Origin of the sequence: Crocinitomix catalasitica ATCC 23190, from assembly GCF_000621625.1 — a bacterium.
In the GTDB taxonomy this organism is placed as follows: domain Bacteria; phylum Bacteroidota; class Bacteroidia; order Flavobacteriales_D; family Crocinitomicaceae; genus Crocinitomix; species Crocinitomix catalasitica.
In genome coordinates this window covers 1-26,021 of the sequence record NZ_JHXV01000011.1, presented here as the reverse complement: position 1 = coordinate 26,021, position 26,021 = coordinate 1, and the positions used below count along the sequence as shown (strand labels likewise).

At 35.2% G+C, this 26,021-nt stretch carries 27 protein-coding genes; 17 read left to right on the top strand and 10 right to left on the bottom strand.

The genetic code is table 11. The annotated features are described in order from the left end of the window. Positions 1–82: 82 nt before the first annotated feature. Positions 83–1,423 carry an LVIVD repeat-containing protein gene (locus T367_RS0108715; protein WP_027419504.1) on the bottom strand — a complete coding sequence of 447 codons (1,341 nt, stop codon included), beginning with the start codon at positions 1,421–1,423 and terminating at the stop codon, positions 83–85. Between the two features lie 219 nt (positions 1,424–1,642). Here T367_RS0108715 and T367_RS0108710 point away from each other — a divergent pair, with 219 nt between their 5' ends. The 3 genes from T367_RS0108710 to T367_RS0108700 all read left to right on the top strand — a co-directional run bounded on the left by T367_RS0108710 (position 1,643) and on the right by T367_RS0108700 (position 4,104). Continuing rightward, positions 1,643–2,350 (top strand): polyprenol monophosphomannose synthase, encoded by a 708-nt coding sequence (locus T367_RS0108710; RefSeq protein ID WP_027419503.1) that lies wholly within the window; start codon positions 1,643–1,645, stop codon positions 2,348–2,350. A 69-nt stretch (positions 2,351–2,419) separates the two neighbouring features. Continuing rightward, on the top strand, positions 2,420–3,757 hold the full coding sequence (locus T367_RS0108705) for a dihydroorotase (RefSeq protein WP_027419502.1): 1,338 nt from the start codon (positions 2,420–2,422) through the stop codon (positions 3,755–3,757). Positions 3,758–3,759: 2 nt separating this feature from the next. After that, on the top strand, positions 3,760–4,104 hold the full coding sequence (locus T367_RS0108700) for a DUF4296 domain-containing protein (protein WP_027419501.1): 345 nt from the start codon (positions 3,760–3,762) through the stop codon (positions 4,102–4,104). A gap of 217 nt (positions 4,105–4,321) precedes the next feature. Here the strand turns inward: T367_RS0108700 and gcvP are convergent, their stop codons facing one another. After that, positions 4,322–7,195 (bottom strand): aminomethyl-transferring glycine dehydrogenase, encoded by a 2,874-nt coding sequence (gcvP, locus tag T367_RS0108695; RefSeq protein WP_027419500.1) that lies wholly within the window; start codon positions 7,193–7,195, stop codon positions 4,322–4,324. Positions 7,196–7,467: 272 nt separating this feature from the next. On the opposite strand from gcvP, the gene T367_RS0108690 reads away from it, so the two are divergent. Then, positions 7,468–8,160, top strand: coding sequence for a hypothetical protein (locus T367_RS0108690; protein ID WP_027419499.1), 693 nt, complete (start codon positions 7,468–7,470; stop codon positions 8,158–8,160). A gap of 9 nt (positions 8,161–8,169) precedes the next feature. Continuing rightward, positions 8,170–9,021 (top strand): UbiA prenyltransferase family protein, encoded by an 852-nt coding sequence (locus T367_RS0108685; protein ID WP_027419498.1) that lies wholly within the window; start codon positions 8,170–8,172, stop codon positions 9,019–9,021. Here the strand turns inward: T367_RS0108685 and hemL are convergent. Beyond that, positions 9,008–10,309, bottom strand: a complete 1,302-nt coding sequence (gene hemL / locus T367_RS0108680; protein WP_035843069.1) for a glutamate-1-semialdehyde 2,1-aminomutase — start codon at positions 10,307–10,309, stop codon at positions 9,008–9,010. The two genes, T367_RS0108685 and hemL, sit on opposite strands and share 14 nt — an antisense overlap. A 58-nt stretch (positions 10,310–10,367) precedes the next feature. Between hemL and kynU the strand changes: the two genes are divergently transcribed. Genes kynU through T367_RS0108660 form a run of 4 tightly spaced genes read left to right on the top strand, consistent with a single transcriptional unit; the run spans position 10,368 to position 14,077 of the window. Further along, complete coding sequence (kynU, locus tag T367_RS0108675; protein ID WP_027419496.1) at positions 10,368–11,654, top strand: kynureninase; 1,287 nt, start codon at positions 10,368–10,370, stop codon at positions 11,652–11,654. Beyond that, positions 11,647–11,865: a hypothetical protein gene (locus T367_RS0108670; protein ID WP_027419495.1), complete on the top strand. Its 219-nt coding sequence runs from the start codon at positions 11,647–11,649 to the stop codon at positions 11,863–11,865. The genes kynU and T367_RS0108670 overlap by 8 nt, the downstream gene beginning before the upstream one ends. Before the next feature lie 9 nt (positions 11,866–11,874). Beyond that, the gene (locus T367_RS0108665; protein ID WP_027419494.1) at positions 11,875–13,224 is read left to right on the top strand and encodes an FAD-dependent oxidoreductase; all 1,350 of its coding nucleotides are present in this window, start codon (positions 11,875–11,877) and stop codon (positions 13,222–13,224) included. Positions 13,225–13,234: 10 nt separating this feature from the next. Next, on the top strand, positions 13,235–14,077 hold the full coding sequence (locus T367_RS0108660) for a hypothetical protein (RefSeq protein WP_027419493.1): 843 nt from the start codon (positions 13,235–13,237) through the stop codon (positions 14,075–14,077). Positions 14,078–14,079: 2 nt separating this feature from the next. Here T367_RS0108660 and T367_RS0108655 read toward each other — a convergent pair whose 3' ends face one another. Then, complete coding sequence (locus T367_RS0108655) at positions 14,080–14,292, bottom strand: hypothetical protein (RefSeq protein WP_027419492.1); 213 nt, start codon at positions 14,290–14,292, stop codon at positions 14,080–14,082. Positions 14,293–14,730: 438 nt separating this feature from the next. Between T367_RS0108655 and hisG the strand changes: the two genes are divergently transcribed. Genes hisG through hisIE form a run of 8 tightly spaced genes read left to right on the top strand, consistent with a single transcriptional unit; the run spans position 14,731 to position 21,607 of the window. Further along, complete coding sequence (gene hisG, locus T367_RS0108650) at positions 14,731–15,588, top strand: ATP phosphoribosyltransferase (RefSeq protein ID WP_027419491.1); 858 nt, start codon at positions 14,731–14,733, stop codon at positions 15,586–15,588. After that, on the top strand, positions 15,588–16,877 hold the full coding sequence (hisD, locus tag T367_RS0108645) for a histidinol dehydrogenase (RefSeq protein ID WP_027419490.1): 1,290 nt from the start codon (positions 15,588–15,590) through the stop codon (positions 16,875–16,877). The genes hisG and hisD overlap by 1 nt, the downstream gene beginning before the upstream one ends. Beyond that, positions 16,870–17,895, top strand: coding sequence for a histidinol-phosphate transaminase (hisC, locus tag T367_RS0108640; protein ID WP_027419489.1), 1,026 nt, complete (start codon positions 16,870–16,872; stop codon positions 17,893–17,895). The genes hisD and hisC overlap by 8 nt, the downstream gene beginning before the upstream one ends. Beyond that, the gene (hisB, locus tag T367_RS0108635; RefSeq protein WP_027419488.1) at positions 17,892–18,980 is read left to right on the top strand and encodes a bifunctional histidinol-phosphatase/imidazoleglycerol-phosphate dehydratase HisB; all 1,089 of its coding nucleotides are present in this window, start codon (positions 17,892–17,894) and stop codon (positions 18,978–18,980) included. The genes hisC and hisB overlap by 4 nt, the downstream gene beginning before the upstream one ends. Further along, the gene (gene hisH / locus T367_RS0108630; protein WP_027419487.1) at positions 18,977–19,555 is read left to right on the top strand and encodes an imidazole glycerol phosphate synthase subunit HisH; all 579 of its coding nucleotides are present in this window, start codon (positions 18,977–18,979) and stop codon (positions 19,553–19,555) included. Before hisB ends, hisH begins: the two co-directional genes overlap by 4 nt. Next, positions 19,552–20,265 (top strand): 1-(5-phosphoribosyl)-5-[(5-phosphoribosylamino)methylideneamino]imidazole-4-carboxamide isomerase, encoded by a 714-nt coding sequence (gene hisA / locus T367_RS0108625; protein ID WP_027419486.1) that lies wholly within the window; start codon positions 19,552–19,554, stop codon positions 20,263–20,265. Before hisH ends, hisA begins: the two co-directional genes overlap by 4 nt. Continuing rightward, complete coding sequence (gene hisF, locus T367_RS0108620) at positions 20,259–21,014, top strand: imidazole glycerol phosphate synthase subunit HisF (protein WP_027419485.1); 756 nt, start codon at positions 20,259–20,261, stop codon at positions 21,012–21,014. Before hisA ends, hisF begins: the two co-directional genes overlap by 7 nt. Further along, a complete protein-coding gene (hisIE, locus tag T367_RS0108615) occupies positions 21,011–21,607 on the top strand; it encodes a bifunctional phosphoribosyl-AMP cyclohydrolase/phosphoribosyl-ATP diphosphatase HisIE (protein ID WP_027419484.1) in 597 nt (198 codons plus the stop codon). Before hisF ends, hisIE begins: the two co-directional genes overlap by 4 nt. Before the next feature lie 22 nt (positions 21,608–21,629). Here the strand turns inward: hisIE and T367_RS0108610 are convergent, their stop codons facing one another. The 6 genes from T367_RS0108610 to T367_RS23840 all read right to left on the bottom strand — a co-directional run. Then, positions 21,630–22,571: a TerC/Alx family metal homeostasis membrane protein gene (locus T367_RS0108610; RefSeq protein WP_027419483.1), complete on the bottom strand. Its 942-nt coding sequence runs from the start codon at positions 22,569–22,571 to the stop codon at positions 21,630–21,632. 81 nt (positions 22,572–22,652) lie between these two features. Then, positions 22,653–23,888, bottom strand: coding sequence for an RNA polymerase sigma factor (locus T367_RS0108605; protein ID WP_035843063.1), 1,236 nt, complete (start codon positions 23,886–23,888; stop codon positions 22,653–22,655). Positions 23,889–23,955: 67 nt separating this feature from the next. Further along, positions 23,956–24,300, bottom strand: a complete 345-nt coding sequence (locus tag T367_RS0108600; protein ID WP_027419481.1) for a YciI family protein — start codon at positions 24,298–24,300, stop codon at positions 23,956–23,958. Positions 24,301–24,370: 70 nt separating this feature from the next. Then, positions 24,371–24,982 (bottom strand): alpha-ketoglutarate-dependent dioxygenase AlkB family protein, encoded by a 612-nt coding sequence (locus T367_RS0108595; RefSeq protein ID WP_027419480.1) that lies wholly within the window; start codon positions 24,980–24,982, stop codon positions 24,371–24,373. A 43-nt stretch (positions 24,983–25,025) separates the two neighbouring features. Then, a complete protein-coding gene (locus tag T367_RS0108590) occupies positions 25,026–25,466 on the bottom strand; it encodes an FKBP-type peptidyl-prolyl cis-trans isomerase (protein WP_027419479.1) in 441 nt (146 codons plus the stop codon). A gap of 184 nt (positions 25,467–25,650) precedes the next feature. After that, positions 25,651–26,021 (bottom strand): T9SS type B sorting domain-containing protein (locus T367_RS23840; protein WP_157454175.1); only part of this gene is annotated, 371 nt, incomplete at its 5' end.

The following is a 26,021-nucleotide window of genomic DNA, read 5'->3' as shown; positions in this document are numbered from 1 at the left end:
TGAAATGGAGTTATTAACATTGATTTTTTGATTTTCCCTTGTTCACAGCTCAAACCAACAATAAAATAAGCCATTAATCTGACTAATTGGCCTTTATAAATCGACCGGAATGCAAAGGTTGTCCATGAGCGTCAAGTATGTTATAGATGTAGACACCAGGACTAATTTCAAGCGGAATATTAATATAATTTAAATAATTCTGTTGATCATAAATGATTTTACCGTGTATTGTAGTAATGGTAAAAAACAAACCTTCTTCATCAACGTCTTTCCAAGGAACGAGGAAACTGTTTTTATCTAGAAAAGGTTGATCTTCCAGTATCTTTTTACGATTTGGATGATCAAATGCTTTAAAAGGAAAATGGAATAGAAATAAACCACTTTGCCGATCAGAAATTAATATTTGATCAGTTTCGGGAAAAATAAAAACACCCCAAGCGCCATTTAATCGATATTTGGTTGTTTTTTCAAATGTATCATACGCTCCTATTTGTTTAACTGGATAGCGGGTAATATCAAAGATGCGCAGTCCTTCGTTATAATAAGATACAAATGCTAAATAGTCAGTCAAGATAATATTATGTGGAATATTGGTTTGATAATCCTTTGTTCCAAACGTCTCCTTAATGGAGAACAATGCTAAATCTCCTAATTCTGCTAATCTTATTTTCGTTCCTTCGGTTTCATCAATAAAGGCGTACTTTTTTCCATTAGGACTTCGCCAACCACTATGATTATAACCTTGATTTGGATAAAAATCTAATACACCTAGTTGTCTTGGTTCATCCTCACCAAAATAATAAATCTGCAAACCATCAAAACCCGCATTTAAAAATGCAGTATCATTCGACACATAACAATCATGCACATAGTCAACATCAGTAAAGTGATGCAATAAACCAGGTGAGACGGGATCTTCAAGACTCAAAACTTTGAGTCCTATATTATTGGGTCCAGACGCATATAATTTTGCCGAATTTGTATCAATAAAAATATTGTGGCAAATCTGAAAATGTTCAGCACTATCATACACCTTACTAACCGAATCCGGTAAAAACGAAAGATCAAAGATTTGTAGACTGCTCGTACCTTCATCACAAACGCCGTATAAATAATTTTTGTATGTCTTGAAATCTCGATGCTCTACATGTTGATTCTGGTAACGTCCAGCTTCAAACCAAATAGGTTTAATACTTTCAGCATCTATTTGAAAAAAGTGCGTTCCAATGTTCGAACCCATCGCAACGTAATTGATTCCGTTCTGTGTGAAACCCCATAAATCATTAAATATTGCGTCTTCCAGACCTGGAACAATTTCATTATCTGTCCATTGATCCTGCAATACCACATTCAATTGATGCTGCGCATAACTCATTTGAAAAAACGATAGACTTAAGACCAATAAAATAGAATAAAACCGCATAATATATTGTCTAACAACAAAGATAGCTTCTTATGTAGTTTTAGTAACGCTAAAAAACAATATATATTAAAGACCAAATGTTCATTAGACTGATATAAAATTAAAGCGATTATAATTCAGTTTAAATAGGTTAAAAAAGGTTAATCGTCATAAATCTTACTTTGCAGCGAGACGGTAAATAAAAAAATTCACTTATCTTAGCGATCCGTATAAAATAAAGTGCAAAACCTAGTCATCATACCGACATATAACGAAAAGGAAAACATTGAAAAAATGATCCGTAAAGTCTTCTCTTTAGAGGAGTTCTTTCATGTTCTTATTGTGGATGATGGATCGCCTGATGGAACGGCTTCAATTGTTAAACGTTTACAGAAAGAATTTGCAGATCGTTTGTTTATTGAAGAACGAGCAGGTAAACTTGGATTAGGGACTGCATATATTCACGGATTTAAATGGGGATTGAAGAACGGTTATGAACATTTAATTGAAATGGATGCCGATTTTTCCCACAACCCAGATGATTTAGTTCGTTTGCTTGACAGTTGCAGGAATGGTGCAGATTTGGCAATTGGTTCTAGATACATTAAAGGTGGTAAAGTTGCCAACTGGGATCGTAAAAGATTATTATTGTCTTATTTCGCTTCTTGGTACGTGCGCATGATTCTTTGGATAGGCATCCGAGATACAACTGCTGGATTTAAATGTTATAACCGTAAAGTCTTAGAGAAAATTAATTTCGATGCTGTTACTTTTAAAGGGTATGCCTTTCAAATTTGTATGAAATATGCAGCAGTAAAGCACGGATTTAAAGTTGTTGAAGTACCTATTACTTTTATCGACCGTGAATTTGGAACGTCTAAAATGAGCTCAAGTATTTTTAAAGAAGCGATTTTTGGTGTTTGGAAAATGCGTAGTCTCGATTTATAATTCTAATTCTTCCAAAATCTTCTTTTTTAAAGCACTTAAAAGTGTTAAATTTGTAGAAAATGTTCTATTATGGCTAAGATTCTATTGAAAAATGCAACAATTGTAAATGAAGGTGAAAAATTTACCTCTGATGTTTTAATTGTAGGTGAAAGAATAGAAAAAATTGCCAAAAATATCAGTGACGATCAAGCAGAAATTATCGATTTAAAAGGTAAGTTATTGATTCCTGGAATGATTGATGACCAAGTTCACTTTCGTGAACCGGGTTTAACACATAAAGGAAATATTTTTACCGAATCTCGTGCAGCAGTGGCTGGTGGAATTACATCTTTTATGGAGATGCCGAATACCAATCCGAATGCGGTTACACAAGAAATTTTAGCAGATAAATATACTATCGCTTCAAAAACATCAATTGCGAATTATTCGTTTTTTATGGGAGCAACGAATGATAATATTGAAGAAGTGCTAAAAACCGATTCGAAAAACGTTTGTGGGATTAAAGTTTTCATGGGATCCTCAACTGGAAATATGTTGGTGGATAATGAGGAAACGCTAACTGGAATTTTCTCTAAATGTGATATGCTAATCGCAACGCATTGTGAAGATGAAGCAACTATCCGAAAGAACTTAGCCGATTACGAAGCTAAATATGGTGAAGATATGCCAATCAAGTATCATCCTGAGATTAGAAGTGATAAAGCATGTTATTTGTCATCTTCAATGGCGGCGAATTTGGCAAAAAAATACGATACACGTTTACATATTTTACATTTATCTTCTGCAATGGAAATGGACTTGTTCCGCAATGACATTCCGCTTGAAGAGAAGAAAATTACTGCTGAAGCCTGTATCCACCATTTATGGTTTTCTGATGCCGATTACGAAGAGAAAGGCACATTAATCAAATGGAATCCGGCGGTAAAGAAACAAAGCGACCAAGATGCAATTTGGGCAGAGTTAAATGATGATCGCATAGATATCCTAGCAACTGACCATGCTCCACATACGATTGAAGAGAAGCAAAATAATTATTTCAATGCACCATCAGGTGGACCGTTAGTTCAACATGCTGTTTTGGCTATTCTTGAAAAGGTGAAAGAAGGAAAGATTAGTCTTGAAAAAGCAGTCTCTAAAATGTCACATGCTCCAGCCGTATGTTTTAAATTAAATGACCGTGGTTATATCCGTGAGGGTTATTATGCTGATTTAGTTGTTGTGGACGAGGCTAAACCTTACCATGTTGACAAATCTAATATTCTTTATAAATGTGGATGGTCTCCTTTTGAAGGATTTACCTTTAGCAATTCGATTGATAAAACTTTTGTGAATGGCCAATTGGTTTATAGCAATGGTCAAGTGAATGAAGGCACAAATGGTCTTAGAATGACTTTCCAAGGATATTAAGCATGAAATATTTAATTATTCTATCTGTTTCATTCCTTTTTGCCTGTGGCGGAGAGAAAGAACCCGAATTTGATCCTGGCATTCCTAAGGAAAAACTAATTGATTTAATTGTTGATTTACAAATATTAGAATCACAATACCAAAGAAAATTTTCTCGGGTTGAGATTTATCGAGATGCTTTAGATTCGGCTAGCACTTTTGTTTTTGAGGATTATGGTGTGACCAAAAGCCAATTCGAAAATGCAATGGCTATTTATAGCGCTGAATCAGATTCTATTTACCTACTATATGAAGCGGCTTTAGATACAATCAGCTTTCGAATAAATATTGAGCAGACTAAATTATAAGCTTACTAAATCGTAAACGAAGCAATAGCATTTTAGGTTCTACTAATTATTTCACGTTTTAATCATTTTAGTATTTTTTTCCTTATTTTCTCAATGCCCTTTGTGAAAACCTCTGCGCACTTTGCGGTTAAATTTATTTTCTACGAAACAAAAAAAGTGGTCCAACCTAAGTCGAACCACTTCACAAAACATCTTTTGTCTTTAATCTTTCTTCTACCTACACTGTTGCATCAACATACGCTTCAATAGGCAAACAGCTACAAACTAAGTTTCTGTCTCCGTACGCATTGTCTACACGTCTTACAGGTGCGAAATATTTAGATGACACCAAATAATCCGCTGGATAAGCTGCTTCTTTTCTTGAATAAGGGTAATTCCATTCATCAGAAATTAAACAAGCCGCCGTATGCGGTGCATTGGTCAATAAATTATTTGAATGATCTTGATTTTCAATTACAATTGCTTCAATTTCTTTACGAATTGAAATCATTGCACTGATGAATCGATCTAATTCTCCTTTATCTTCACTTTCTGTTGGTTCAATCATTAACGTTCCAGCTACCGGGAATGAAACCGTTGGTGCGTGGAATCCATAATCAATTAATCTTTTAGCGATATCTCCAACTTCTACACCTGCAGTTTTCTTGAATTCACGACAATCAGCAATCATCTCATGCGCTACAGTTCCGTTAGCTCCAGTATATAAAATCGGGTAATGATCAGCCAATTTAACACGTAAATAATTCGCATTTAGTATCGCACTTTCAGTAGCCTCTTTAACACCTCTTGCGCCTAACATTTTAATATAACCGTAAGAGATCAATGATACCAATGCAGAGCCATATTCCGCTGCTGATATTTTATTGATTTCTTTCGAACGATCAGTTGCATTTGGATTTCCTGGAATGAAAGGAACTAAGTGTTTTGCAACACCAATTGGCCCCATTCCTGGTCCACCACCACCATGTGGAATGGCGAATGTCTTATGTAAATTTAAGTGACAAACATCTGCTCCAATATTTCCTGGATTGGTTAAACCAACTTGTGCATTCATATTCGCACCGTCCATATAAACCTGTCCGCCGTTTTCGTGAATAATTGAAGTGATTTCAATAATTGACTCCTCGTAAACACCATGTGTTGAAGGGTAAGTCACCATTAATGCTGATAATGTATCTTTATATTTTTCAGCTTTCGCTTTTAAATCAGCTACATCAATATTTCCGTTCTCATCACATTTTGTAACAACAACTTCCATTCCTGCCATAACAGCTGATGCTGGATTTGTTCCGTGTGCTGATGCAGGAATTAAACATACATTTCTTTGATCATCACCATTTGATAAATGGTAAGCATGAATCGCCATCAAACCTGCATACTCACCTTGAGCACCTGAATTTGGTTGCAATGACATACCTGCAAAACCAGTGATTTCACATAAATCGTCAGCTAACACTGATAAAATTTCTAAATAACCTTTGGTTTGATCCGCCGGTTGATGTGGGTGAATATTTGCAAATTCCGGCCAAGACAATGGAATTAATTCAGAAGCTGCATTTAATTTCATTGTACAAGATCCCAAAGCAATCATAGAATGTACTAAAGATAAATCTTTGTTCTCTAATGATTTAATATAACGCATCATCATCGTTTCTGAATGATGATCTTTAAAAACTGGGAAGTTTAAAATATTGTCTGTTCTTAACAAGTTCGCTGCTAATGGAGAATTTTCATTTTTCCATTGTGCCGTTTCATAACTTGCTGTTTTTCCAGCAACACCTGCAAATAAATCTAATAATGTTGCGATTTCAGCATCATTAATTGATTCGTCTAAAGCAATAGTCACTGATGAATTATCAACATAACGTAAATTGATACGTTTTGCAATCGCTGCCTTTTTCAAATCGTCTGTTGTGATTCCAGCAGGCATTTGTATATGCAAAGTATCATAATAAGATCCGTTTAAAGAAGCATACCCTAAAGCCTTTAATTCCTTCTCAACAGTTACTGCTTTATAATGAATTGATGTTGCAATTTCTTTCAAATAATCTGGTCCGTGATAAACAACATACATACTCGCCATAATAGCTAATAATGCTTGTGCCGTACAAATATTCGACGTTGCTTTGTCTCTTTTGATATGTTGCTCACGCGTTTGCAATGCCATACGCAATGCTTGATTCCCTTCTACATCAACAGAGATTCCGATGATACGACCAGGTAATTGTCGTTTATATTCATCTCTCGTTGCGAAATAAGCAGCATGCGGTCCACCAAATCCCATTGGTACACCGAATCTTTGCGTATTTCCAAAAACCGCATCAGCTCCTAAATCACCAGGTGCTTTTAAAACAACTAATGACATAATATCTGCAGCAACACCAACTTTAATATCTAAAGTATGTGCATGTGCTATGAAATCTCCTAAATCTTTTACTTTACCATTTGCATCTGGGTATTGCACTAGGGCACCGAAGAAAGTATTGTCTAAAACAATCTCATCTGGCGAACCTAAAACAACTTCTATCCCCATATTTTTTGCTCTACCAACAACAACATCTATTGTTTGTTCGTAAGCATTTTCAGAAAGGAAAAATTTATTAATATTTGCTTTTTTCTGATCTCTTGATCTTAAATTGAAAAACATGATCATCGCTTCAGCCGCAGCTGTACCTTCATCTAATAAAGATGCATTGGCCAATTCCATTTTTGTCAATTCCGTAATCATTGTTTGAAAATTCAACAATGCTTCTAAACGTCCTTGTGAAATTTCAGCTTGGTAAGGCGTATATGCTGTATACCAACCTGGATTTTCGAATACGTTTCTCAAGTTAACACTTGGTACAATCGTTCCAAAATAACCCTGACCGATAAAGTTTGTATAAACCTCATTCTTTGCAGCCATACCTTTCATATGCGCTAAATACTCATTCTCCGACATTGCCGGCGAAAGATTTAGAGGCCTCTCCAAACGAATCTGGCTTGGTACTGTCTTATTGATCAATTCTTCGATTGAATCTACCCCAATCGCATCAAGCATTTCTGCTCTCTCTTTTGCGTTTGGTCCAATGTGTCTATCTTGAAATATCATATTTCCGTTTTTATAGAGTTAAATACAAGGCTACAAATATAACGAATGTATTTATTTTGTATCACCTACATTAGTATATTCATGTGTTTTGAAAATGTTGTTAAATTATATTCCGTCATTGCATACTTTTCCTTCTTGACACAATAACTCAAAGCATAGATATCTCAACTTATTAAAGACGCTATTTTTTAAAATTTTCATTCTAAATTGACATTGTTTCGTCAATTTTAAAGTAATTTGCCAATTAAACGTTAATACTACATATCACCCGTATGAATTTTGTAAAAACAATTCTATTCGTAAGTTTCTTTTATTTGCTTCCACTTGCAAGCTTTAGTCAGTCTTATACTGATTCTATTATCCTATTGAATGGGAGGGTTTACAACGGCCATGTTCAATCTTCTGAAAACGGCTTATTAACTTACGAATACCCAAATAAAAAAGGGGAAGTATTATTGGGGTTTTTGGATGAATATCGTGTGTTTTCTTACACAACTCAAGGTAAAACAAGTGTTTTGTATAAGCAAAACGAATCGATGAATAATTTTTTGACGACTACTGAAGCACTCAACGCAACTTTGGGTAGTTATGATGCAAGACAGACTTTTAAACCACGTGTTACTTTTTGGTCTAGTTTAGTGATTGGTTGTGCAGCATCTATTTACGATACTTATCTTCCTGAATCGGTATTAAACAACCCAAAATTCACTTATACTGAAGCTGGGTTTTTCACTAAAAAACCTTCTCTTTTGCCTATTTTAGTTCCTTTGGTACTAAGCGCAGGTTGGGCCATCCCGAGTTTTAAAGTAAAGGAAAAGCAAATCTTGCAGACCCATTTAAAGAATGACGAGAGTTATTATAGAGGATATCACCGTGTTGCAAAACAGAAGAGAATTCTGGCTGCATTAAAAGGTGGTTTAATTGGTGTTGGCGTTGGGATGTTGACTTATTATGTAGTTCAATAATCAACTATTTTGATTAAGGAAATTGGTCGGCTAATTGTCTATTCAAATTTTTGGATCAGTTTAGGTGCTGCTTGTTTCGTAAGCGAATATTATTTAATTTTTGATGTAGAGCCGAATTGGTATTTTATCCATTTCATCGGTGCATCAACTTTCTTAACGTATAGTTTTCAACGTTATATCAAATTAAAACAAAAATCTTATCTAAAGAATGACCGCTTTGTTTGGATGAAGCAATTTGATAAATTATCCAAATTTTTAATGGTAATTGCATTTGTAGTTGCCTTATTTTGCCTCATAAAACTCGACTTGTTTCATTGGCGATATCTTAATAATGGAACGCTAATTCTAATAATAATGGGCTTCGTTTCTTTCTTTTATATTATTCGAATTCCATTCTTCCTGTCTAGTAATCTACGTGATATCCCTTACATTAAAATCTATTTGATTGCAATTGTATGGACCTTGTCAGCAACTTATTTACCGAATATTTATGCGCATCTTCCACTTATTAATGAATTGCACCTCTTTGCTCTCGCTTGTTTTTGTTTTATTGTCGCTATCACTATCCCATTCGATTTACGTGATTTAGATGTAGACTCAGCACATAAAAAAACCATTCCACAGTTAGCAGGCATTAAAGGTGCACAGACAATTGCGATTGCATTAATCATAATTTCAACCGTGCTATTATCTATTCTATTGCAAGAATTTCTGATCATAACATCTATTGCAACACTCGGAATGGCTTATGCCTTTACCAAAGCAAAACCTGATCAAAAAGATTTGTTTTTTTCTTTTGGGATAGACGGGTTTTTAATCCTTCATCCTTTAGCCATTTATATGGATCTTATACTACTTTAAAAGTATCATCCAATGCTTTACAGAATTTGCCAGCAGCTTCTTTCAATACAGGTTCAGTATGCGCAGCTGAAACAAATCCAACTTCATAACCTGAAGGACCAACATAAATACCACTATTCAATAAATTAGAATATAAATTTTTGAAGTCGCCCATACTTGCAGGGTTAATTTGACTCGCTGCTCTAATTGCATCGTGTTTACCAAAAGTCATCCAGAAAATTGAACCAATACTTACCATTTCAAAAAGGTAATTATTTTCTTTTGCGTAGGCATTAATCATACCCGTAAAGTATTCCGTTCTTTTCTGCTGATCTTCATAGAAATTCGGCGTTAAACAAGCAGATATTTGAGCAATTCCCGCTGACATCGCTACTGGATTACCACTCAATGTTCCAGCTTGATAAACATCTCCTAAAGGAGAAATACATGCCATTATTTCGTCGGATGCACCATAAGCTCCAACAGGCAAACCGCCACCAATTATTTTACCGTAAGTAACAATATCAGGTTTAATTCCATAATATTCTGCAGCACCACCAAAAGCAACTCTAAATCCAGAAATTACTTCGTCAAAAAATAATAAAATATTGTTCTCGGTACAAACCGTTCTTAAAAATTCGAGATATTCCTTTTCTTGTAATAATAAACCGTTATTCGCAGGAATAGGTTCAATAATAATTGTAGCTATTTGATCTTTATATTCTTCTATACATTTCAAAACAGCCTCCATATCATTCAAAGGCAATACGATTGTTTCTTTAGAAAACGACTCCGGTACACCTGCAGAAGACGAAGTGCCTAAAGTTGCTAAACCAGAACCTGCTTTTACCAATAAAGAATCAGCATGACCGTGGTAACAACCATCGAATTTTACGATTTTATCACGTTTTGTATAACCTCTTGCTAAACGAATGCCGGACATCACCGCTTCCGTTCCAGAACTTACAAAACGAATTTTATCTAAATATGGATTGTTTGTTAAGATCAACTCACCCAATTCATTCTCTAATTTTGTTGGCGCACCGAATGAAGTTCCATTTTGCAATGAATCTACTATTGCTTCACGCACATTTCTAGGATTATGTCCTAAAATAAGCGGTCCCCAACTACAACAAAAATCAATGAATTTATTGTTGTCTTCATCCCAAATATTTGGTCCGTCACCTTTCTTGATAAAAAGCGGCGCTCCATCAACTGAATTAAATGCACGTACAGGAGAATTAACGCCTCCAGGGAATAGCGTTTTTGCCTTTTTAAATAGTTCTTCAGATTTGTTGCGTGATATCATAGCTTTTTTATCAATGTTCGTATCTTTGGTCTAAGAGACTGCAAAATTAAAATAAACAATGGTAGCATACAAAAGTTCGTTGGAATTCGCAAAAGAAAAAGATCAACAAGACCCTTTAAAGGCATACAGAGAAAAGTTTCATATCCCCGTTATTAATGGGATTGAGACCGTATATTTCACTGGAAATTCACTTGGTCTTCAGCCGAAATCTTTAGGTTCGTATATTGAAAAAGAACTAGAAGAATGGAAGAATTGGGGTGTTGAAGGACATTTTGAGGCAGAAAAACCATGGTTTGCATATCACGAATTCTTGACGAGTAAAGTTGCAAAAATTGTAGGTGCACAAGAAAATGAGGTTGTTGTTACCCATAGTTTGACAACTAATCTTCATCTTTTAATGGTGTCATTTTACAATCCAACAAAATCACGATTCAAAATTATTTGTGAGAAAAAAGCTTTCCCTTCTGATCAATATGCATTAGAATCTCAAGTTCGATTCCACGATCTAAATCCTGCCGATACGATAGTAGAAGTTGGACCAAGAGAAGGCGAACATTTGATTCGTGAAGAAGATATATTAAAAGCAATTGCTGAAGTAGGAGACGAATTAGCAATGGTAATGATTGGTGGTGTAAATTATTATACTGGACAATTATTCGATATGAAAATGATCACGGAGGCAGGACATAAAGTTGGTGCTAAGGTCGGTTTCGATTTGGCACATGCAGCAGGGAATGTAAAATTAGAATTGCACGATTGGGGTGTTGATTTTGCTGCTTGGTGTTCTTATAAATACTTAAACTCAAGTCCAGGCGGTGTTTCTGGAATGTTTGTTCACAATAGACATGCTGACAATAAAGATTTGAAGCGTTTTGCTGGATGGTGGGGTCATGACAAATCAACAAGATTTTTAATGGAGCCAGGTTTCCAACCGATTCCAGGTGCTGAAGGATGGCAATTAAGTAATGCTCCTATTTTAGGCATGGCTGCACATCTTTCTTCTCTAGATTTATTTGAAGAAGTAGGCATGGATAAACTCATCGAAAAAAGAATTGATTTAACCAATTACCTCGAATTTATCATCAATGATTTATCTGAAAGAAAGGGTGACTTATGTAAATTCGAAATTATTACACCAAAAGAGGAATCAAGAAGAGGTGCTCAATTGTCAATTTTAGCACATGGCATGGGAAAACCATTATTTGATAAGATTACTAAAATGGGCGTAATTGCAGATTGGCGTGAACCGAATGTAATTCGTATTGCACCAGTTCCTTTGTACAATTCGTTTGAGGATATTTATCGATTTGGTGAATGTTTAGAAAAAGCAATAAGCAATGGTTGAGACTTATAATCCAGAAATAGTTAGTACCTTTTTAAATGGTGCAGCTACTGAAGCATTCTTGATGGTGAAATTAATGGGGCAGGTTGTCGCTATTTTATTCGCAGGAATATTTTTATGGAGAGTGAGTGCAATTTTTAATAAAAAAAGACAAAATCGCCATGAATCTGTGTTCACAAGTTCACGTTTTCAACAACATTGGCGTAGAAGATAAATTTATACAATGGAGAAAAAGGCAATTATAATTGGTGCGGGCTTAGTTGGTTCGCTTTGGGCAGTTTATCTAGCCAAAGCAGGTTACATCGTAACTATTTACGAACGCAGATCGGATATCAGAAAAGCAGAAATATCTGCAGGAAAATCGATCAATTTAGCTTTGTCTGAAAGAGGATGGACCGCTTTAGCAGGTGTTGGAATTGTTGACGCCGTTAAAGAATTAGCGATCCAAATGACTGGTCGAATAATGCACGATTTGGATGGTGAAATGACTTATCAACCTTATGGTAGTGAAGGTCAAGCAATCAATTCGGTGTCAAGAGGTGGTTTAAACGCTAAAATGATGGACATTGCTGAGGATGCCGGAAAAGCTAAGATTCATTATAATAAGCAATGTATTGGGGCAGACTTAGAAGCAGGAATTGTTCACTTAAGAGATTCCGTAACTGGGGAAGAAATGCAAGATCAAGCAGATGTTGTTTTTGCTTGTGATGGTGCCTTTTCAGCGGTTCGATATGAAGCAATGCAGAAAAGTGATCGTTTCAATTATAGCCAAGAATTTATTCAAGATGGTTATAAAGAATTGTTATTGCCTGCCAATGAAGATGGTTCTTATAAACTAGATAAAAATGCTTTGCATATTTGGCCTAGAGGTCGTTTTATGTTGATCGCTTTAGCGAATGAAGATGGTTCATTTACATGTACCTTATTCATGCCTTTTGAAGGTGAAAAATCATTCGAAACGTTAAAGACGGATGCCGATGTTGAAGCATTCTTCCAAAGCACCTTCCCTGATTTTTATGAGATGTGTCCCGATTTATTAGACAGTTGGCATGATCATCCCCTTTCGTCTTTATCAATTGTTAGATGTTATCCTTGGACCGTTGGAAAATTTGCCTTAATGGGTGATGCTGCTCACGGAACAGTTCCGTTCTATGGGCAAGGAATGAATGGAGGATTTGAAGATTGCACGGTAATGGCTAAATTGATGAAGGAACACAACGAAAATTGGCCTGCTGTTTTTAAAGCTTATCAAGAATTGAGAAAACCTGATGGTGATGCATTGCAAGATCTTTCTGTACACAATTACTATGTAATGCGCGATTTTGTTGCTGACCCTGAATTCTTATTACAGAAGAAAATAGAAAAAAGATTTAGTGAATTGTATCCAAATAAATGGATGCCGTTATACAGCCAAGTTTCTTTCTCAAACATTCGCTATTCTGAAGCTTTACAAGCTGGACAAAGACAGGATAAAATCATGAAGGATGTGATGAATAGACCAGATATTGAAAAAGTTTGGGATTCGAAAGAAATAGAAGAGGAAATTTTAAAAAGAATTGACGCCAAATCATAATCCATAAGCGATGAAAACTTTACTTTTTGTATCTACCCTACTTTTGTCATTTACATTTGTTAATGCACAGGTATTAGGTGGAATTGAAAAAAGAAATAACGATAGAAAATCGAAGAATCCTTTTTCCGAAAGTCGAAATTGGGGAGATATCATTTGGAGTAGTGAGTCGAGTCAATACCGAAATTTAGGTTGGCATGTCGATTTAGGTGTGACTTATATGGCAGGTAATACCCCCAACGATTTAGATTCGGCTTACGAATTAACACCAAGAGGATTACCTGGATATTATATAGAGGCGGGTATGGAACACCTCTTTAAAAAGCGTAATAAATTCGTTCATTATGTGGATTGGGGATTAGGAATTAAACATTTTGGTGGAACAGAACAGTTTCAATTAGGCGATTTTAAAAGTCAAGGGAATTTTAATTTTGGATCCGTTTTCTTAAGAGGTGCAATTCATAATATCGCACAATTGAATCGTTATTACTTTATAGACAACGCTATTGGTTTTAACGTTGATTTTCGAATTTACGGAGGGAAAGACAACCAAGCAAATGGGAAATATTTGTCTCCACTTCCTTCGAATAATCAAGAGAAATTAGTTGGACAACTCTATTATGCTTTGGGTTTTGGTTTTAAAGTGAAAGATGGTTTGTTTTTCGTTCCAACCATTCAAACTCCAGTGCTTACATTCCTTCAATTTACCGATACAAACCCAGGACATCGCTGGTTCAATAGTCGTTATCAACCTGTAATTTTCACAGTTAAAATGGCTTGGTTATTACCGAATAAAGGATGTCCGGCAGTATTTGGAGGGGATAGTAAACAGCAAGATAATTACGAGATGCAATAGTTTTATTGTGCACCATTTTCTTCATCCTTGAATTTGATGATTTTAAAATGTTTCATGATATAACCTACCCCAATTCCACCGATTAAAAACAGGATCGCTTTTACTATCATTTGCTCACTATTTAAAGTTTGTCCCATTAAATAAGGTGTCACAAATATGGATGCCAATGCCATCAAAACACCCCAAAATAATCCAAATTTTATCCAGTTTTTCATCCGTAAATCTTTTAATATGTAAAGATGGTTAAACTGAGGAATTAACAATCTTTTATCGCGTTATTTAAACTGATAAGATTTTTAATATTATTGTTAAATAATTAATAGTATGTTAAATAATAATTTAAAATTAAAAAACTTATATAAGAGCTAACACGTTGTCTTACAAAGCCTTAAACGTTACAACATTCTATTTGAACATCATTTCTTAAAAAATTAGTTTCACTCCGTCTAGAAAAATTAATTACTTTTGAATCATTATAATTAAAATGAACTATAAACAATTACATCATCATCATTCAATGAATTGCACTCGAGCGATAAAAGAATGATATGATCTAAATCAAGATATTTCTAAAACCCGTTTGAGCAAATCAAACGGGTTTTTTGTTTTCTAACATTTCCTTACTGGTTTACTCAAACATATAAAATGTAAAAATGAGTAAACTAAAAATCGCCATTCAAAAAGCCGGCCGATTAAATGAAGAATCAATCGAATTGTTAAAAAATTGCGGCATTCGAATTGAAAATGGGAAAGACCAACTCAAGGTAAGTGTTTCTAATTTTCCAATTGAAATTCTTTATTTGCGAAATGGAGATATCCCACAATACCTCGAAGATGGCGTTGTAGATGTAGCTATTGTGGGAGAAAATTTACTAATCGAGAAACAAAAAGACATTACAATTGTTGAAAGATTAGGCTTCTCTCCTTGCCGCGTATCTTTGGCCATTCCAAAAAGTGTTCAGGATGAATCATTAGTCTATTTTCAAAACAAAAGAATAGCCACTTCTTATCCGAATACGGTTCGAACTTTTTTGAAAAAGAACAACCTCGAAGCAGAGATTCATGTGATCTCCGGTTCTGTAGAAATTGCACCCAACATCGGTTTAGCAGATGGAATATGCGATATCGTAAGTTCAGGAAGCACTTTATTCAAAAATGGACTTAAAGAAACCCAGGTACTTTTGAAATCGGAAGCTGTGTTGGCAAAATCAAAATTGCTCACACCTGAAAAAGAAGAGATTTTAAAACGACTTACCTTCAGAATTCAAACGGTTTTAAACGCGAAGAATACCCAATACATACTAATGAACATTCCAACGAATAAAATAGCTGAAATAAGCAACGTATTACCCGTACTAAAAAGTCCTACGGTACTGCCTTTAGCCAAAGAAGGATGGAGTTCACTGCACAGCGTTATCAAAGAAGACGAGTTTTGGGAGGTAATTGAACAACTTAAAATATTAGGAGCCGAAGACATCTTAATTGTGCCAATAAATAAAATAGTTAGATAATGAAACATACAAAATACCCTGAAGAATCTACTTGGGATTCACTTTGCAAGCGCCCGACCATAGAAACAGCTTCAATCACTGCAGCTGTTTCCGACATTTTAACAAACGTTCGTTTGAAAGGCGATGAAGCAATAAACTATTATACTCAAAAATTTGATGGCGTCTCATTAAACAATCTTTCAGTTAGCGAAGAAGAAATTCAAGAAGCCATAAGTCGAATTCCTAAAGCATTAAAAGAAGCCATTGAATTGGCCAAGGATAACATTCAATATTTCCATACCGCTCAGCGAGATGAACAAACAATTTATGAAACCAGTGAAGGCGTAGAATGTTGGAGAAAATCGTTGGGAATTGAACGTGTTGGGTTATATATCCCAGGAGGAACGGCGCCATTATTCTCAACTATTTTGATGTTAGCCATTCCAGCAAAAATTGCAGGATGCAAAGAAATTATCATATGCACACCTCCGGATAAAAATGGAGCGATTAACGATGCTATTCTTTATGCCGCCGACTTAGTTGGTGTAACTGAAATATACAAAGTTGGAGGCGCACAAGCCATAGCTGCCTTGGCATTTGGTACACAGAGTATAAAAAAGACACATAAAATATTTGGTCCTGGAAATCAATATGTTTCTAAGGCTAAAGAACTCGTTCAACAATATGGAGTCGCTATCGATTTGCCCGCTGGTCCGAGTGAGTTATTGGTTATTGCAGATGAAACTTGCAACCCGTCTTTTGTGGCAGCCGATTTACTTTCTCAAGCCGAACATGGAATTGACAGTCAGGTTATATTATTAAGTACAAATGAATATACAATTACTGCAATTGAAACTGAAATAGAGATTCAATTGGCACAATTACCACGGAAAGATATCGCAAAAAAAGCATTAGAAAATAGTCAATTCATTGTATTCTACTCCACCAATAAGTGTTTAGAATTTAGCAATAATTACGCACCCGAACATTTAATCATAGTTTGTAAAAATGCTGAGAAAATTGCCAATGAAGTAACCAATGCCGGTTCTGTTTTCATCGGGAATTATAGCTGTGAAAGTGCGGGTGATTATGCTAGTGGTACGAATCACACCTTGCCTACCAACGGATATGCAAAAAACCACAGTGGTGTCTCTTTGGACAGTTTCGTTAAAAAAATAACGTTCCAAAAAATATCTGAAATAGGCATTAGAACAATAGGACCTTCAATAGAAATAATGGCAGAAACTGAAGATTTATACGCACATAAAAATGCAGTTACAATCCGTCTAAAATCTTTAACAAATGTTTGATCTCAATAAAATTACACGTGAAAACATTAGCGCTTTAAAACCTTACTCTTCTGCTAGAAGTGAATACAAAGGTGATGCTAAAATTTGGCTTGACGCCAACGAGAATCCATTTGAATCCGGATTAAATAGGTATCCAGATCCGCTTCAACTCGACTTAAAGAAAGTCATAAGTGACATAAAAAATGTGCCTGTAAAAAATATTTTTATCGGTAATGGAAGTGACGAAGCGATTGATTTACTTTTTAGAGCTTTTTGCGAACCTTCAGCATCCAAAGCATTTATTTTTACGCCTACCTACGGTATGTATGCCGTTAGCGCAGCTATAAATAATATCGAATTGGTTAGCATATCTTTAAAAGAGGATTTTGAATTGCCTGACTTACAAACAATCACTCCAATCATTAAAAAAAACACAGGATTGTTATTCATCTGCTCACCAAACAATCCAACCGGAAATAGTTATACACACCAACAAATAGAAGCAATTTCCTCAACATTTTCTGGAATTGTTGTAGTTGACGAAGCCTATATCGATTTTTCTGAACAAGTATCAGCCGTATCAATTCTTGCTAAACACCCTAATGTTGTAATCATTCAAACCTTGAGTAAAGCCTATGGTTTAGCCGGAGCTAGAATAGGAATGGCTTTCGCGAATCCTGATATTATCGCTATACTGAATAAAATAAAACCTCCGTATAATATCAATACGCTTAGCATAAAAGCCGCTCTTGAGACACTTAAGAAAACGACTCAATATGAAGCGCAAAAAATAGCATTGCTAGCCGAAAAATCACGTTTCAAAACAGCCATTGAAGAGAGTCCTTTGGTAGAACATATCTATCCATCCGATGCCAATTTTTTATTGATCAAATTCAAAAATGCAGGAACAATATATCACCTTTTATTAAATGAAGGCATTGTCGTTCGAGACCGCACTAAAGAAATTGAAAATTGCCTGCGCATTACGATTGGAACAAAAGAAGAAAACAATCAACTTATTAACCTTTTAATACAATGAAAAAAGTACTATTTATAGATCGCGATGGCACCTTGGTCATCGAACCACCAATAGACAAACAATTGGATAGTTTAGAAAAACTTGAATTCTACCCAACAGTATTCCAAGGACTCAGTAGAATTGTTAAAGAATTAGATTATGAAATAGTAATGGTAACCAACCAAGATGGTTTGGGAACCGACTCCTTCCCAGAAGATACATTTTGGCCTGCTCAAAACAAAGTAATCAACGCTTTTAAAAATGAAGGTATTGAATTTGCTGAAATATTAATTGACCGTTCATTTCCACAGGAGAATGCCCCAACCCGTAAACCGAGAACAGGTCTCTTACAAAAGTATATATACGGCAATTATGATTTGCCTAACTCATTCGTTATTGGCGATCGAGATACAGATATTGAATTGGCTAAAAATTTAGGAAGTCAAAGTATTTATATCGGCGAAACTAATCCCAATGCAACACTAAGTGCAACGAATTGGAATACCATTTATCAATTCTTAAAAGAAAGACCGCGAACGGCAAAGATCACGCGCAAAACGAATGAGACTTCTATTTCAATTGATTTGAATTTAGATGGCAATGGAGAAAGTACAATTCATACAGGTATTGGATTTTATGATCACATGTTAACACAAATTGCAAAACACGGGAATTTAGACTTAAAAATCTGCGTTCAAGGCGACTTGGAAATTGATGAACACCACACAGTCGAAGATGTTGCACTCGCACTGGGAGAGGCTTTTACGAAAGCGATAGGTAGTAAAAAAGGAATTGAACGATACGGCTTTTTACTGCCAATGGATGATTGTTTGGCGCAAGTTGCAATTGATTTTGGAGGACGACCATGGCTCGTTTGGGAGGCCGAATTTAATAGAGAAAACGTTGGGGAAATGCCCACTGAAATGTTTAAGCATTTTTTCAAATCATTTAGTGATACGGCTAAATGTAATTTGAATATAAAAGCGGAAGGCGAGAATGAGCATCATAAAATAGAAGCCATTTTTAAAGCTTTTGGTAAATCAATTAAAATGGCCCTTCAAAAAACGACAAATTATACAATTCCAAGTACAAAAGGCACATTATGATCGCAATAATAGATTATCAAGCAGGCAATATTCAATCGGTGAGCAATGCGGTTGAAAGATTAGGCTTTGACACAGTTCTAACAAGAGATAAACAAACTATTCTACAAGCCGACAAAGTAATTCTACCTGGTGTTGGAGAAGCCAGTTCGGCAATGAACAACTTAACAAAATATGAACTTGACACCTTAATCAAAAACATCAAACAGCCCTTTTTAGGCATTTGCTTAGGTCTACAATTAATGTGTGATTCTTCTGAAGAGGGACAAACAAATGGCTTGGGGATATTCAATACGAAAGTTAAAAGATTTTCAGCTGCAGAAAAAGTTCCACATATGGGGTGGAATACTTTGAACACCCTTAAAGGCCCTCTGTTTAATCGTATGGATCAATCACCCGATGTATATTTTGTACATAGCTTTTATGCCGAATTATCAAAGTACTCTATTGCACAATGTGACTATATCTTGCCGTTTAGTGCCGCTATGCAAAAAGACAATTATTATGCAACCCAATTCCACCCAGAAAAATCTGGAACCATTGGGCAAGAAATCTTAAAAAACTTTTTAATACTATGAGAATAATTCCAGCTATTGACATTATAAATGGTAAATGTGTCAGACTCACAAGAGGAGATTACAGTACAAAAAAGATATATGCCGATGATCCTTTAGAAATGGCTAAACAATTTGAAGACAACGGAATTAAATATTTACATTTAGTTGATCTCGATGGCGCCAAAGCCAACACCATCATCAACTACAATGTCCTTGAAAAAATCGCCAATCAAACGAATTTAAAAATTGATTTCGGTGGAGGACTTAAAACTACAGCAGACGCAACGATTGCTTTTAACTCAGGAGCATATCAAATAACTGGTGGAAGTATAGCGGTAAAATATCCATCGGTTTTTCTTGAATGGCTGGAACAATTTGGTAGTGATAAAATTATACTTGGTGCTGATTGTATCGACAATAAAATAGCCACAAATGGATGGCTTGAACATTCTGATTTAGATGTCATCGAGTTTATAAATGCTTATCAACAAAAAGGTCTCCAATCAGTTATTTGTACTGCAATTGAGAATGATGGTATGCTTGCAGGTACTGCGGATGACCTTTATCGTAAGATTCTTGCTGAAACCAACATCGACTTAATTGCAAGTGGAGGAGTCAATAATCTTGAAAATCTCCTCGAATTAAAATCAATGGGATGTGAAGGCGCTATTGTTGGAAAGGCATTTTACGAAGGAAGAATTTCACTTAAACAACTGTCAACATTATGTTAAAGAAACGTATCATACCTTGCCTTGATATTCAGAATGGCAGAACCGTAAAGGGCGTAAATTTTGTTGGCTTGAGAGACGCTGGAGATCCGGTTGAAATGGCTGAGAAATATGCGAAAGATGGCGCTGATGAATTGGTGTTTTTAGACATAACAGCTACAATAGAAAATCGAGATACATTGATAGATCTGGTATCCAAAATAGCCGAACGAATCAATATCCCATTTACTGTAGGTGGCGGAATTAGAACATTGGAAGACGCAGCAAGACTTATTCAAAACGGCGCCGACAAAGTGAGTTTAAATTCCGCTGCAATAAGCAATCCTTCGGTAATTACAGATATCAAGCAAGTTTTCGGTGCACAAAGTTTAGTAATCGCAATTGATGCAAAACGAATCGGAGATGAATGGTTTGTTTTCAGTCATGGTGGAAGGAAAAATACAGGACTTAAAGTCGTAGAATGGGCAAAGGAAGTCGAATTATTAGGCGCTGGAGAAATTTTACTCACCACAATGGATAGCGACGGAACAAAGAATGGATTTAACCTCGAATTGCTGGAAAAAGTAAATAAAAGTGTAAATATTCCCCTTATCGCATCAGGCGGAGCGGGAAATCGCCAACATTTTAAAGATTTATTTACAAAAACAAAAGTGTCAGCAGGGTTGGCTGCAAGTATTTTTCACTTCGGCGAAATCTCAATCCCTCAGCTAAAAACATATTTATTAGACAATAACTTACCAATTAGAAAATGAAAATAGATTTTATAAAAGATAACGGACTTGTTCCTGTCATCATTCAACACGCAACTACACAACAAGTATTAATGCTCGGCTATATGAATGAAGCCGCTTACAATAAATCAAAAGCAGAAACTATTGTTACGTTTTATAGTCGCAGTAAAAAGCGCCTCTGGACAAAGGGAGAATCGTCTGGTAATTTTCTTAAAATTAAATCCATTCAATTGGATTGTGATGCTGATACATTACTTATCCAAGCTTTACCCAAAGGTCCAACTTGCCATACAGGACAATTCAGTTGTTTTGAAGAAAAAGTTGACAAAGGTTTTCTTTATCAATTAGAAGCTACAATTCAAAAACGTATTGATGAAAATGATCCAAATTCGTACACAAATCAACTATATCAACGCGGTATGAATAAAGTTGCTCAAAAAGTAGGTGAAGAGGCCGTGGAATTAGTAATTGAAGCAATGGATAACAATCTCGACTTATTCAAAAACGAAGCGGCCGACTTAATGTACCACCTCCTTATCCTCTTGAAAGCAAAAGGAATTGATCTTGCAACGATTGAAAATGTTTTGAAAAACCGTTCGAAAGTAGCCAACTAAATACTGCTTTTAGATTAAATATTTATTGTTCCGGTTTAACCGATTTAAAAATCGACACCACTACTCCAACAATTAATGAAAGAGCAATATATGCCAATGAAATCCACTCTGGTAAATGTAAATATTCAATAAATATTAGTTTAAGACCTACGAATAGTAGTATCGCAAAAACACTATACTTTAAATAAGCGAAGCGCTCGAGCATATTAGCCAAGAAGAAATACATGGATCGCAATCCCATGATCGCGAATATGTTCGAACTGTAAACAATAAAAGGATCAGTAGTAATCGCAAAAATCGCAGGGATACTATCGAGCGCAAATAATACATCTGTGAATTCAATTGTAAGCAAGGCACCAAACAATGCTGTAAAATAAAATTTACCGTTAATTTTTGTGGTATACCTTCCTTCATCAAATTGGTTTGAAATGCGGAATAATTTCAGTATTTTATTGGGTTTATGCTCCTCATTTTCGGGATGACTTTTAAGCATTTTAAATGCTGTGAAGAGTATAAATAATCCAAAAACTAATGTCATCCCACTTATCTTGTTCAAAAGAACAAGCCCGACTCCGATAAGTAAAGCTCTAAAAACAATTGCCCCTAGAATCCCTAAAAAAAGTAGCTTGTGTTGGAATTTTAAAGGCACTTTAAAGGATGTGAAAATAACAGCAATCACAAAGAGGTTGTCAACACTCAATGACAATTCGATTAAATATCCTGAAATATATTTAAGAACGGCACTACCACCACTCAGCTCACTCGAATTCGGTAAATAGTTTTGCTGGAATACCCAATATATAAAAAGTGAGAACAGCAGTGCATTCCCGATAAAAAACAAGGTCTCAATCAAAGCTGACTTGGTTGTTTTCATTTCTTGCGTTCTATGAAAGACAAACAAATCAAGCGATAATAATAGCAGGATATAACCAATCAATACGACCCAAGGCCAGAGATTTTCCATTGTAATGCTGATCTAAATTTTAATCGAATGTACAACTAGTTTTGATCGAAAAAACTATTCTGAAAAAATAAATATTTCACCTTATTTGGTGTTCAAATCATCAAATTTCTTTTGAAGTAATTTTCGATCAGCTTCATTCGTGGATAAGTCAATCGCTTCAGTAAAATGTTCCAGTGCTGCACTTTTATTTGTGTTTTTTTGAAGTTCTCCTAATAAGGCATGATAAAGATGATAATCATCCAATGGAATCTTTTTTGCTTCATTTAAAGCGACTTTCGAACCTTTCACTTTAGCCAAGGCGTAGGTTCTTTGTAAGGCAGTAATAGGAGAATATTCAATTTGCAATAACCGATTGTATAATTGTAAAATAGATGGCCATTTTTCGATAGGATCAGCATTTACATCTGCATGCCATCGCGCAATCATCGCTTCGACATGGTACTTCGTTAATGTTGTTCCAGCGGCTGATAAATTTAAGTATTCTTCTCCTTTTAGGATGAGTGCGTTATCCCAGTTTGACGGATCCTGTTCATGCATCAATAAAATTTCACCATTATCACTTGTTCGACTTTCAAATCGAGAAGCATGAAAACAGAACAAGGCCATTAAAGCGTTGCCACTTGGTAAATTGGTTTGCTTATTGGCCAATAACAATAATAAAAGCCGCATACTCTCATAACATAAATCTTTTCGAATTGTTTGCGGAGTCGTTGTTGAATAATACCCTTCATTAAACAATAAATAAATGATGGTCATTACATTATTCAACCGTGGTAGAAGATCATCTTCCCCCGGAAAAGCCAGGTTAATTTGATTGGATCTTAATTTTTCTTTCGCACGGTATAATTTCTTATTGATACTGCTAGTATTTGAAAGCAATGCGTTTGCTATTTCTTGGGGACTAAATCCACAAAGAATTCGCAAAGCAAGGACAATTTGTGCATCATTAGGATTGATCGGATTACAAATTGCAAACATCATTTGTAACTGACTATCTTCTATATTCTCATCAGAAAAATCTAGTTCTAGCGATTCATGATTAGCAGTCGTTTTTAATTCCGGAAGAATTTTATCATGAAATAAATCGTTCCGCTTAAAAGTATCTTTTGCTTTGTTTTTAGCAACGGTATACAACCAGGCTGTTGGATTTTCAGGTACACCTTTCAAGGACCATGTTTCGGTTGCTTTCAGAAAAGTATCACTTACAAAATCTTCAGCTATTTGTATATTTGACAAACCATAAGTTTTACATAAAACAGCTACAATTTTCGTGTATTCTGTTCGAAAAAGATGCGGAATGATCAAATTTTGGTTCATTTTGGAAAAAAGTAAAAACCCGAATAACTTTATTTTGTCATTCGGGTTTGTTTAAAAATCGTTTGAATTACATATCAAACACCATGACATCCCTTACTTCAACTTTACCACCCATTGCAAGCGTTGGACAACCTTCAGATAATTTCACTGCCTCATCAATATTTTCAGCCTTTACAACAATATAACCGCCAACAATTTCCTTTAATTCAGCATAAGGTCCGTCTGTTATTACACCATTCCCTTGCACCGTTTTTCCTTGATAACCTAAGGCATTGGTTGCAACAAATTTATCTTGAGCCGCAATTCCACCGATCCAATCTTGCCATGTTTGCACCATCTTTTGCATCTCTTCTGGAGAAGGGTTCTGATTTGGATTTGGCTCACTTCTAAAAAGCATCATAAATTCTTTCATTATTCTATTTTTTTAATGTTTATATCCTTGTGACGATTATGTCTTTTCATTTAGGACAAGTCTTTGAATTTTATTTTAAAATTGTTCGAAAGGTTAAATTAATTCGAGGTTTATGAATCTTTTTAGTTGGTGGTAAACGGTGTAACCAATTGGTTTGCGTTGTTCCAGCCATGATCAATAAACTGCCATGATCTAATTGTAAGGATACGGTTTCTTTGGTCGATTTATGTTTGAAAGCAAATTTGCGTTCGGCACCAAAACTCACAGATGCAATTGCACCATTTTTCTTTAGATCCTTTTCTGCATCACTATGCCAAGCCATTCCTTCCGAACCGTTATGATAAAGGTTCAATAAAAAAGAATTAAATGTTTCTCCAGACTTTTCTTCAATAATTCCTTTTAAAACCAATAAATCATCCGTCCAAATCAATGCTTTTTTGGTTGTGTTAGAATAGGTATATTCGAAGGGTTCATTGCCATACCAAGCGACTTTGCGTTTGGTAATTATTTCTTTGCCAAAAATAATGGCGCGATCATTTTGCCATTGCACATCGTTCAGGAATTTATTGTAATAATAATCACTTTCAGCTAAGCTTAAAATGGGACCAAAATAATTGACAATTCCACCTTCAGGTAAAAGATTATCTTGAGGATTGTATGATTGATTAAATAGATCGAGCATTGTCACCAAATTCGGTTGCACTTACTCTACTAAGTTAAAAAGTTTAGAGTACTTCAATTAATTTTATATCGAATATCAATACCGAATTCGCGGGAATGGAACCTACGGCTTGGTTACCGTATCCCAATTCAGAAGGAATTAATAATATCCCTTCACCACCTTCTTTAAAATAAGGAATGCCTTCGGTCCACCCTTGAATAACCTGCCATAAGCCAAAAGAAATACCTTCTTCCGAACTTTCATCAAATACTTTTCCATCAGTCAAGTATCCCTTATAAGCGACTCTAACGGTCGAATTCTCATCACAGCCATCACCTGTTCCAGTTACAGACCGAACGTAGTATAAACCTGTTCCGGTTGCCTCAGCATTCAAATTGTTCGCCTCAATATAATCTTGAATGATTTCCTCGTCGTTTTTAGCTTTCTTTTTTGAACATGCTGTGAATACAAAAAGGATTAAAATTAATGGAAATAGTTTTTTCATTTGATCTCATTTAAAGTCGAAATTTATGGATAATACTCTTAAATCTTACGATTTTAAAGACAATAATTATTAAAATCATTACATGATTAGAATAATTAAATGTGCCAGGCTATCAAATTCCTCAATAAAAAAAGCCCCACTCAAAAATTGAGTGGGGCTTTAAATCGTTAATTAATTTAACTTTTTATTTTCCTGATTGGATGGTCACTGTACTTTGACCTTCAATCTTTGTTCCGTTATCTGAGGTAGCTAAATAAGTGTAAAAGTATACACCATCTTGACATTTAGAACCACTCATGTCTGTTCCATCCCACGAATCCGTGATATCGTTCATTTCATGAATTTTTATTCCCCATCTATTTACGATTACACAACTAAACTCACTAATAGAAGCTTGATGATTGATAAACGTAAACAAATCATTTAAGCCATCTCCATTTGGTGTGAAGATATTTACATTGTCCAATTTAATTGGCTCATAAATATTGATCACTTTACATAAAGTATCGCTACATCCATTTTTATTCAGTGCAACTAAACAAACTTCGATATCAT

Coding starts and splice junctions, on each gene's coding strand:
- T367_RS0108715 (WP_027419504.1), bottom strand. CDS start 1,423: ATGCGGTTTTATTCTATTTTATTGGTCTTAAGTCTATCGTTTTTTCAA.
- T367_RS0108705 (WP_027419502.1), top strand. CDS start 2,420: ATGGCTAAGATTCTATTGAAAAATGCAACAATTGTAAATGAAGGTGAA.
- T367_RS0108700 (WP_027419501.1), top strand. CDS start 3,760: ATGAAATATTTAATTATTCTATCTGTTTCATTCCTTTTTGCCTGTGGC.
- gcvP (WP_027419500.1), bottom strand. CDS start 7,195: ATGATATTTCAAGATAGACACATTGGACCAAACGCAAAAGAGAGAGCA.
- T367_RS0108690 (WP_027419499.1), top strand. CDS start 7,468: ATGAATTTTGTAAAAACAATTCTATTCGTAAGTTTCTTTTATTTGCTT.
- hemL (WP_035843069.1), bottom strand. CDS start 10,309: ATGATATCACGCAACAAATCTGAAGAACTATTTAAAAAGGCAAAAACG.
- kynU (WP_027419496.1), top strand. CDS start 10,368: ATGGTAGCATACAAAAGTTCGTTGGAATTCGCAAAAGAAAAAGATCAA.
- T367_RS0108670 (WP_027419495.1), top strand. CDS start 11,647: ATGGTTGAGACTTATAATCCAGAAATAGTTAGTACCTTTTTAAATGGT.
- T367_RS0108665 (WP_027419494.1), top strand. CDS start 11,875: ATGGAGAAAAAGGCAATTATAATTGGTGCGGGCTTAGTTGGTTCGCTT.
- T367_RS0108660 (WP_027419493.1), top strand. CDS start 13,235: ATGAAAACTTTACTTTTTGTATCTACCCTACTTTTGTCATTTACATTT.
- T367_RS0108655 (WP_027419492.1), bottom strand. CDS start 14,292: ATGAAAAACTGGATAAAATTTGGATTATTTTGGGGTGTTTTGATGGCA.
- hisG (WP_027419491.1), top strand. CDS start 14,731: ATGAGTAAACTAAAAATCGCCATTCAAAAAGCCGGCCGATTAAATGAA.
- hisD (WP_027419490.1), top strand. CDS start 15,588: ATGAAACATACAAAATACCCTGAAGAATCTACTTGGGATTCACTTTGC.
- hisC (WP_027419489.1), top strand. CDS start 16,870: ATGTTTGATCTCAATAAAATTACACGTGAAAACATTAGCGCTTTAAAA.
- hisB (WP_027419488.1), top strand. CDS start 17,892: ATGAAAAAAGTACTATTTATAGATCGCGATGGCACCTTGGTCATCGAA.
- hisH (WP_027419487.1), top strand. CDS start 18,977: ATGATCGCAATAATAGATTATCAAGCAGGCAATATTCAATCGGTGAGC.
- hisA (WP_027419486.1), top strand. CDS start 19,552: ATGAGAATAATTCCAGCTATTGACATTATAAATGGTAAATGTGTCAGA.
- hisF (WP_027419485.1), top strand. CDS start 20,259: ATGTTAAAGAAACGTATCATACCTTGCCTTGATATTCAGAATGGCAGA.
- hisIE (WP_027419484.1), top strand. CDS start 21,011: ATGAAAATAGATTTTATAAAAGATAACGGACTTGTTCCTGTCATCATT.
- T367_RS0108610 (WP_027419483.1), bottom strand. CDS start 22,571: ATGGAAAATCTCTGGCCTTGGGTCGTATTGATTGGTTATATCCTGCTA.
- T367_RS0108605 (WP_035843063.1), bottom strand. CDS start 23,888: ATGAACCAAAATTTGATCATTCCGCATCTTTTTCGAACAGAATACACG.
- T367_RS0108600 (WP_027419481.1), bottom strand. CDS start 24,300: ATGAAAGAATTTATGATGCTTTTTAGAAGTGAGCCAAATCCAAATCAG.
- T367_RS0108595 (WP_027419480.1), bottom strand. CDS start 24,982: ATGCTCGATCTATTTAATCAATCATACAATCCTCAAGATAATCTTTTA.
- T367_RS0108590 (WP_027419479.1), bottom strand. CDS start 25,466: ATGAAAAAACTATTTCCATTAATTTTAATCCTTTTTGTATTCACAGCA.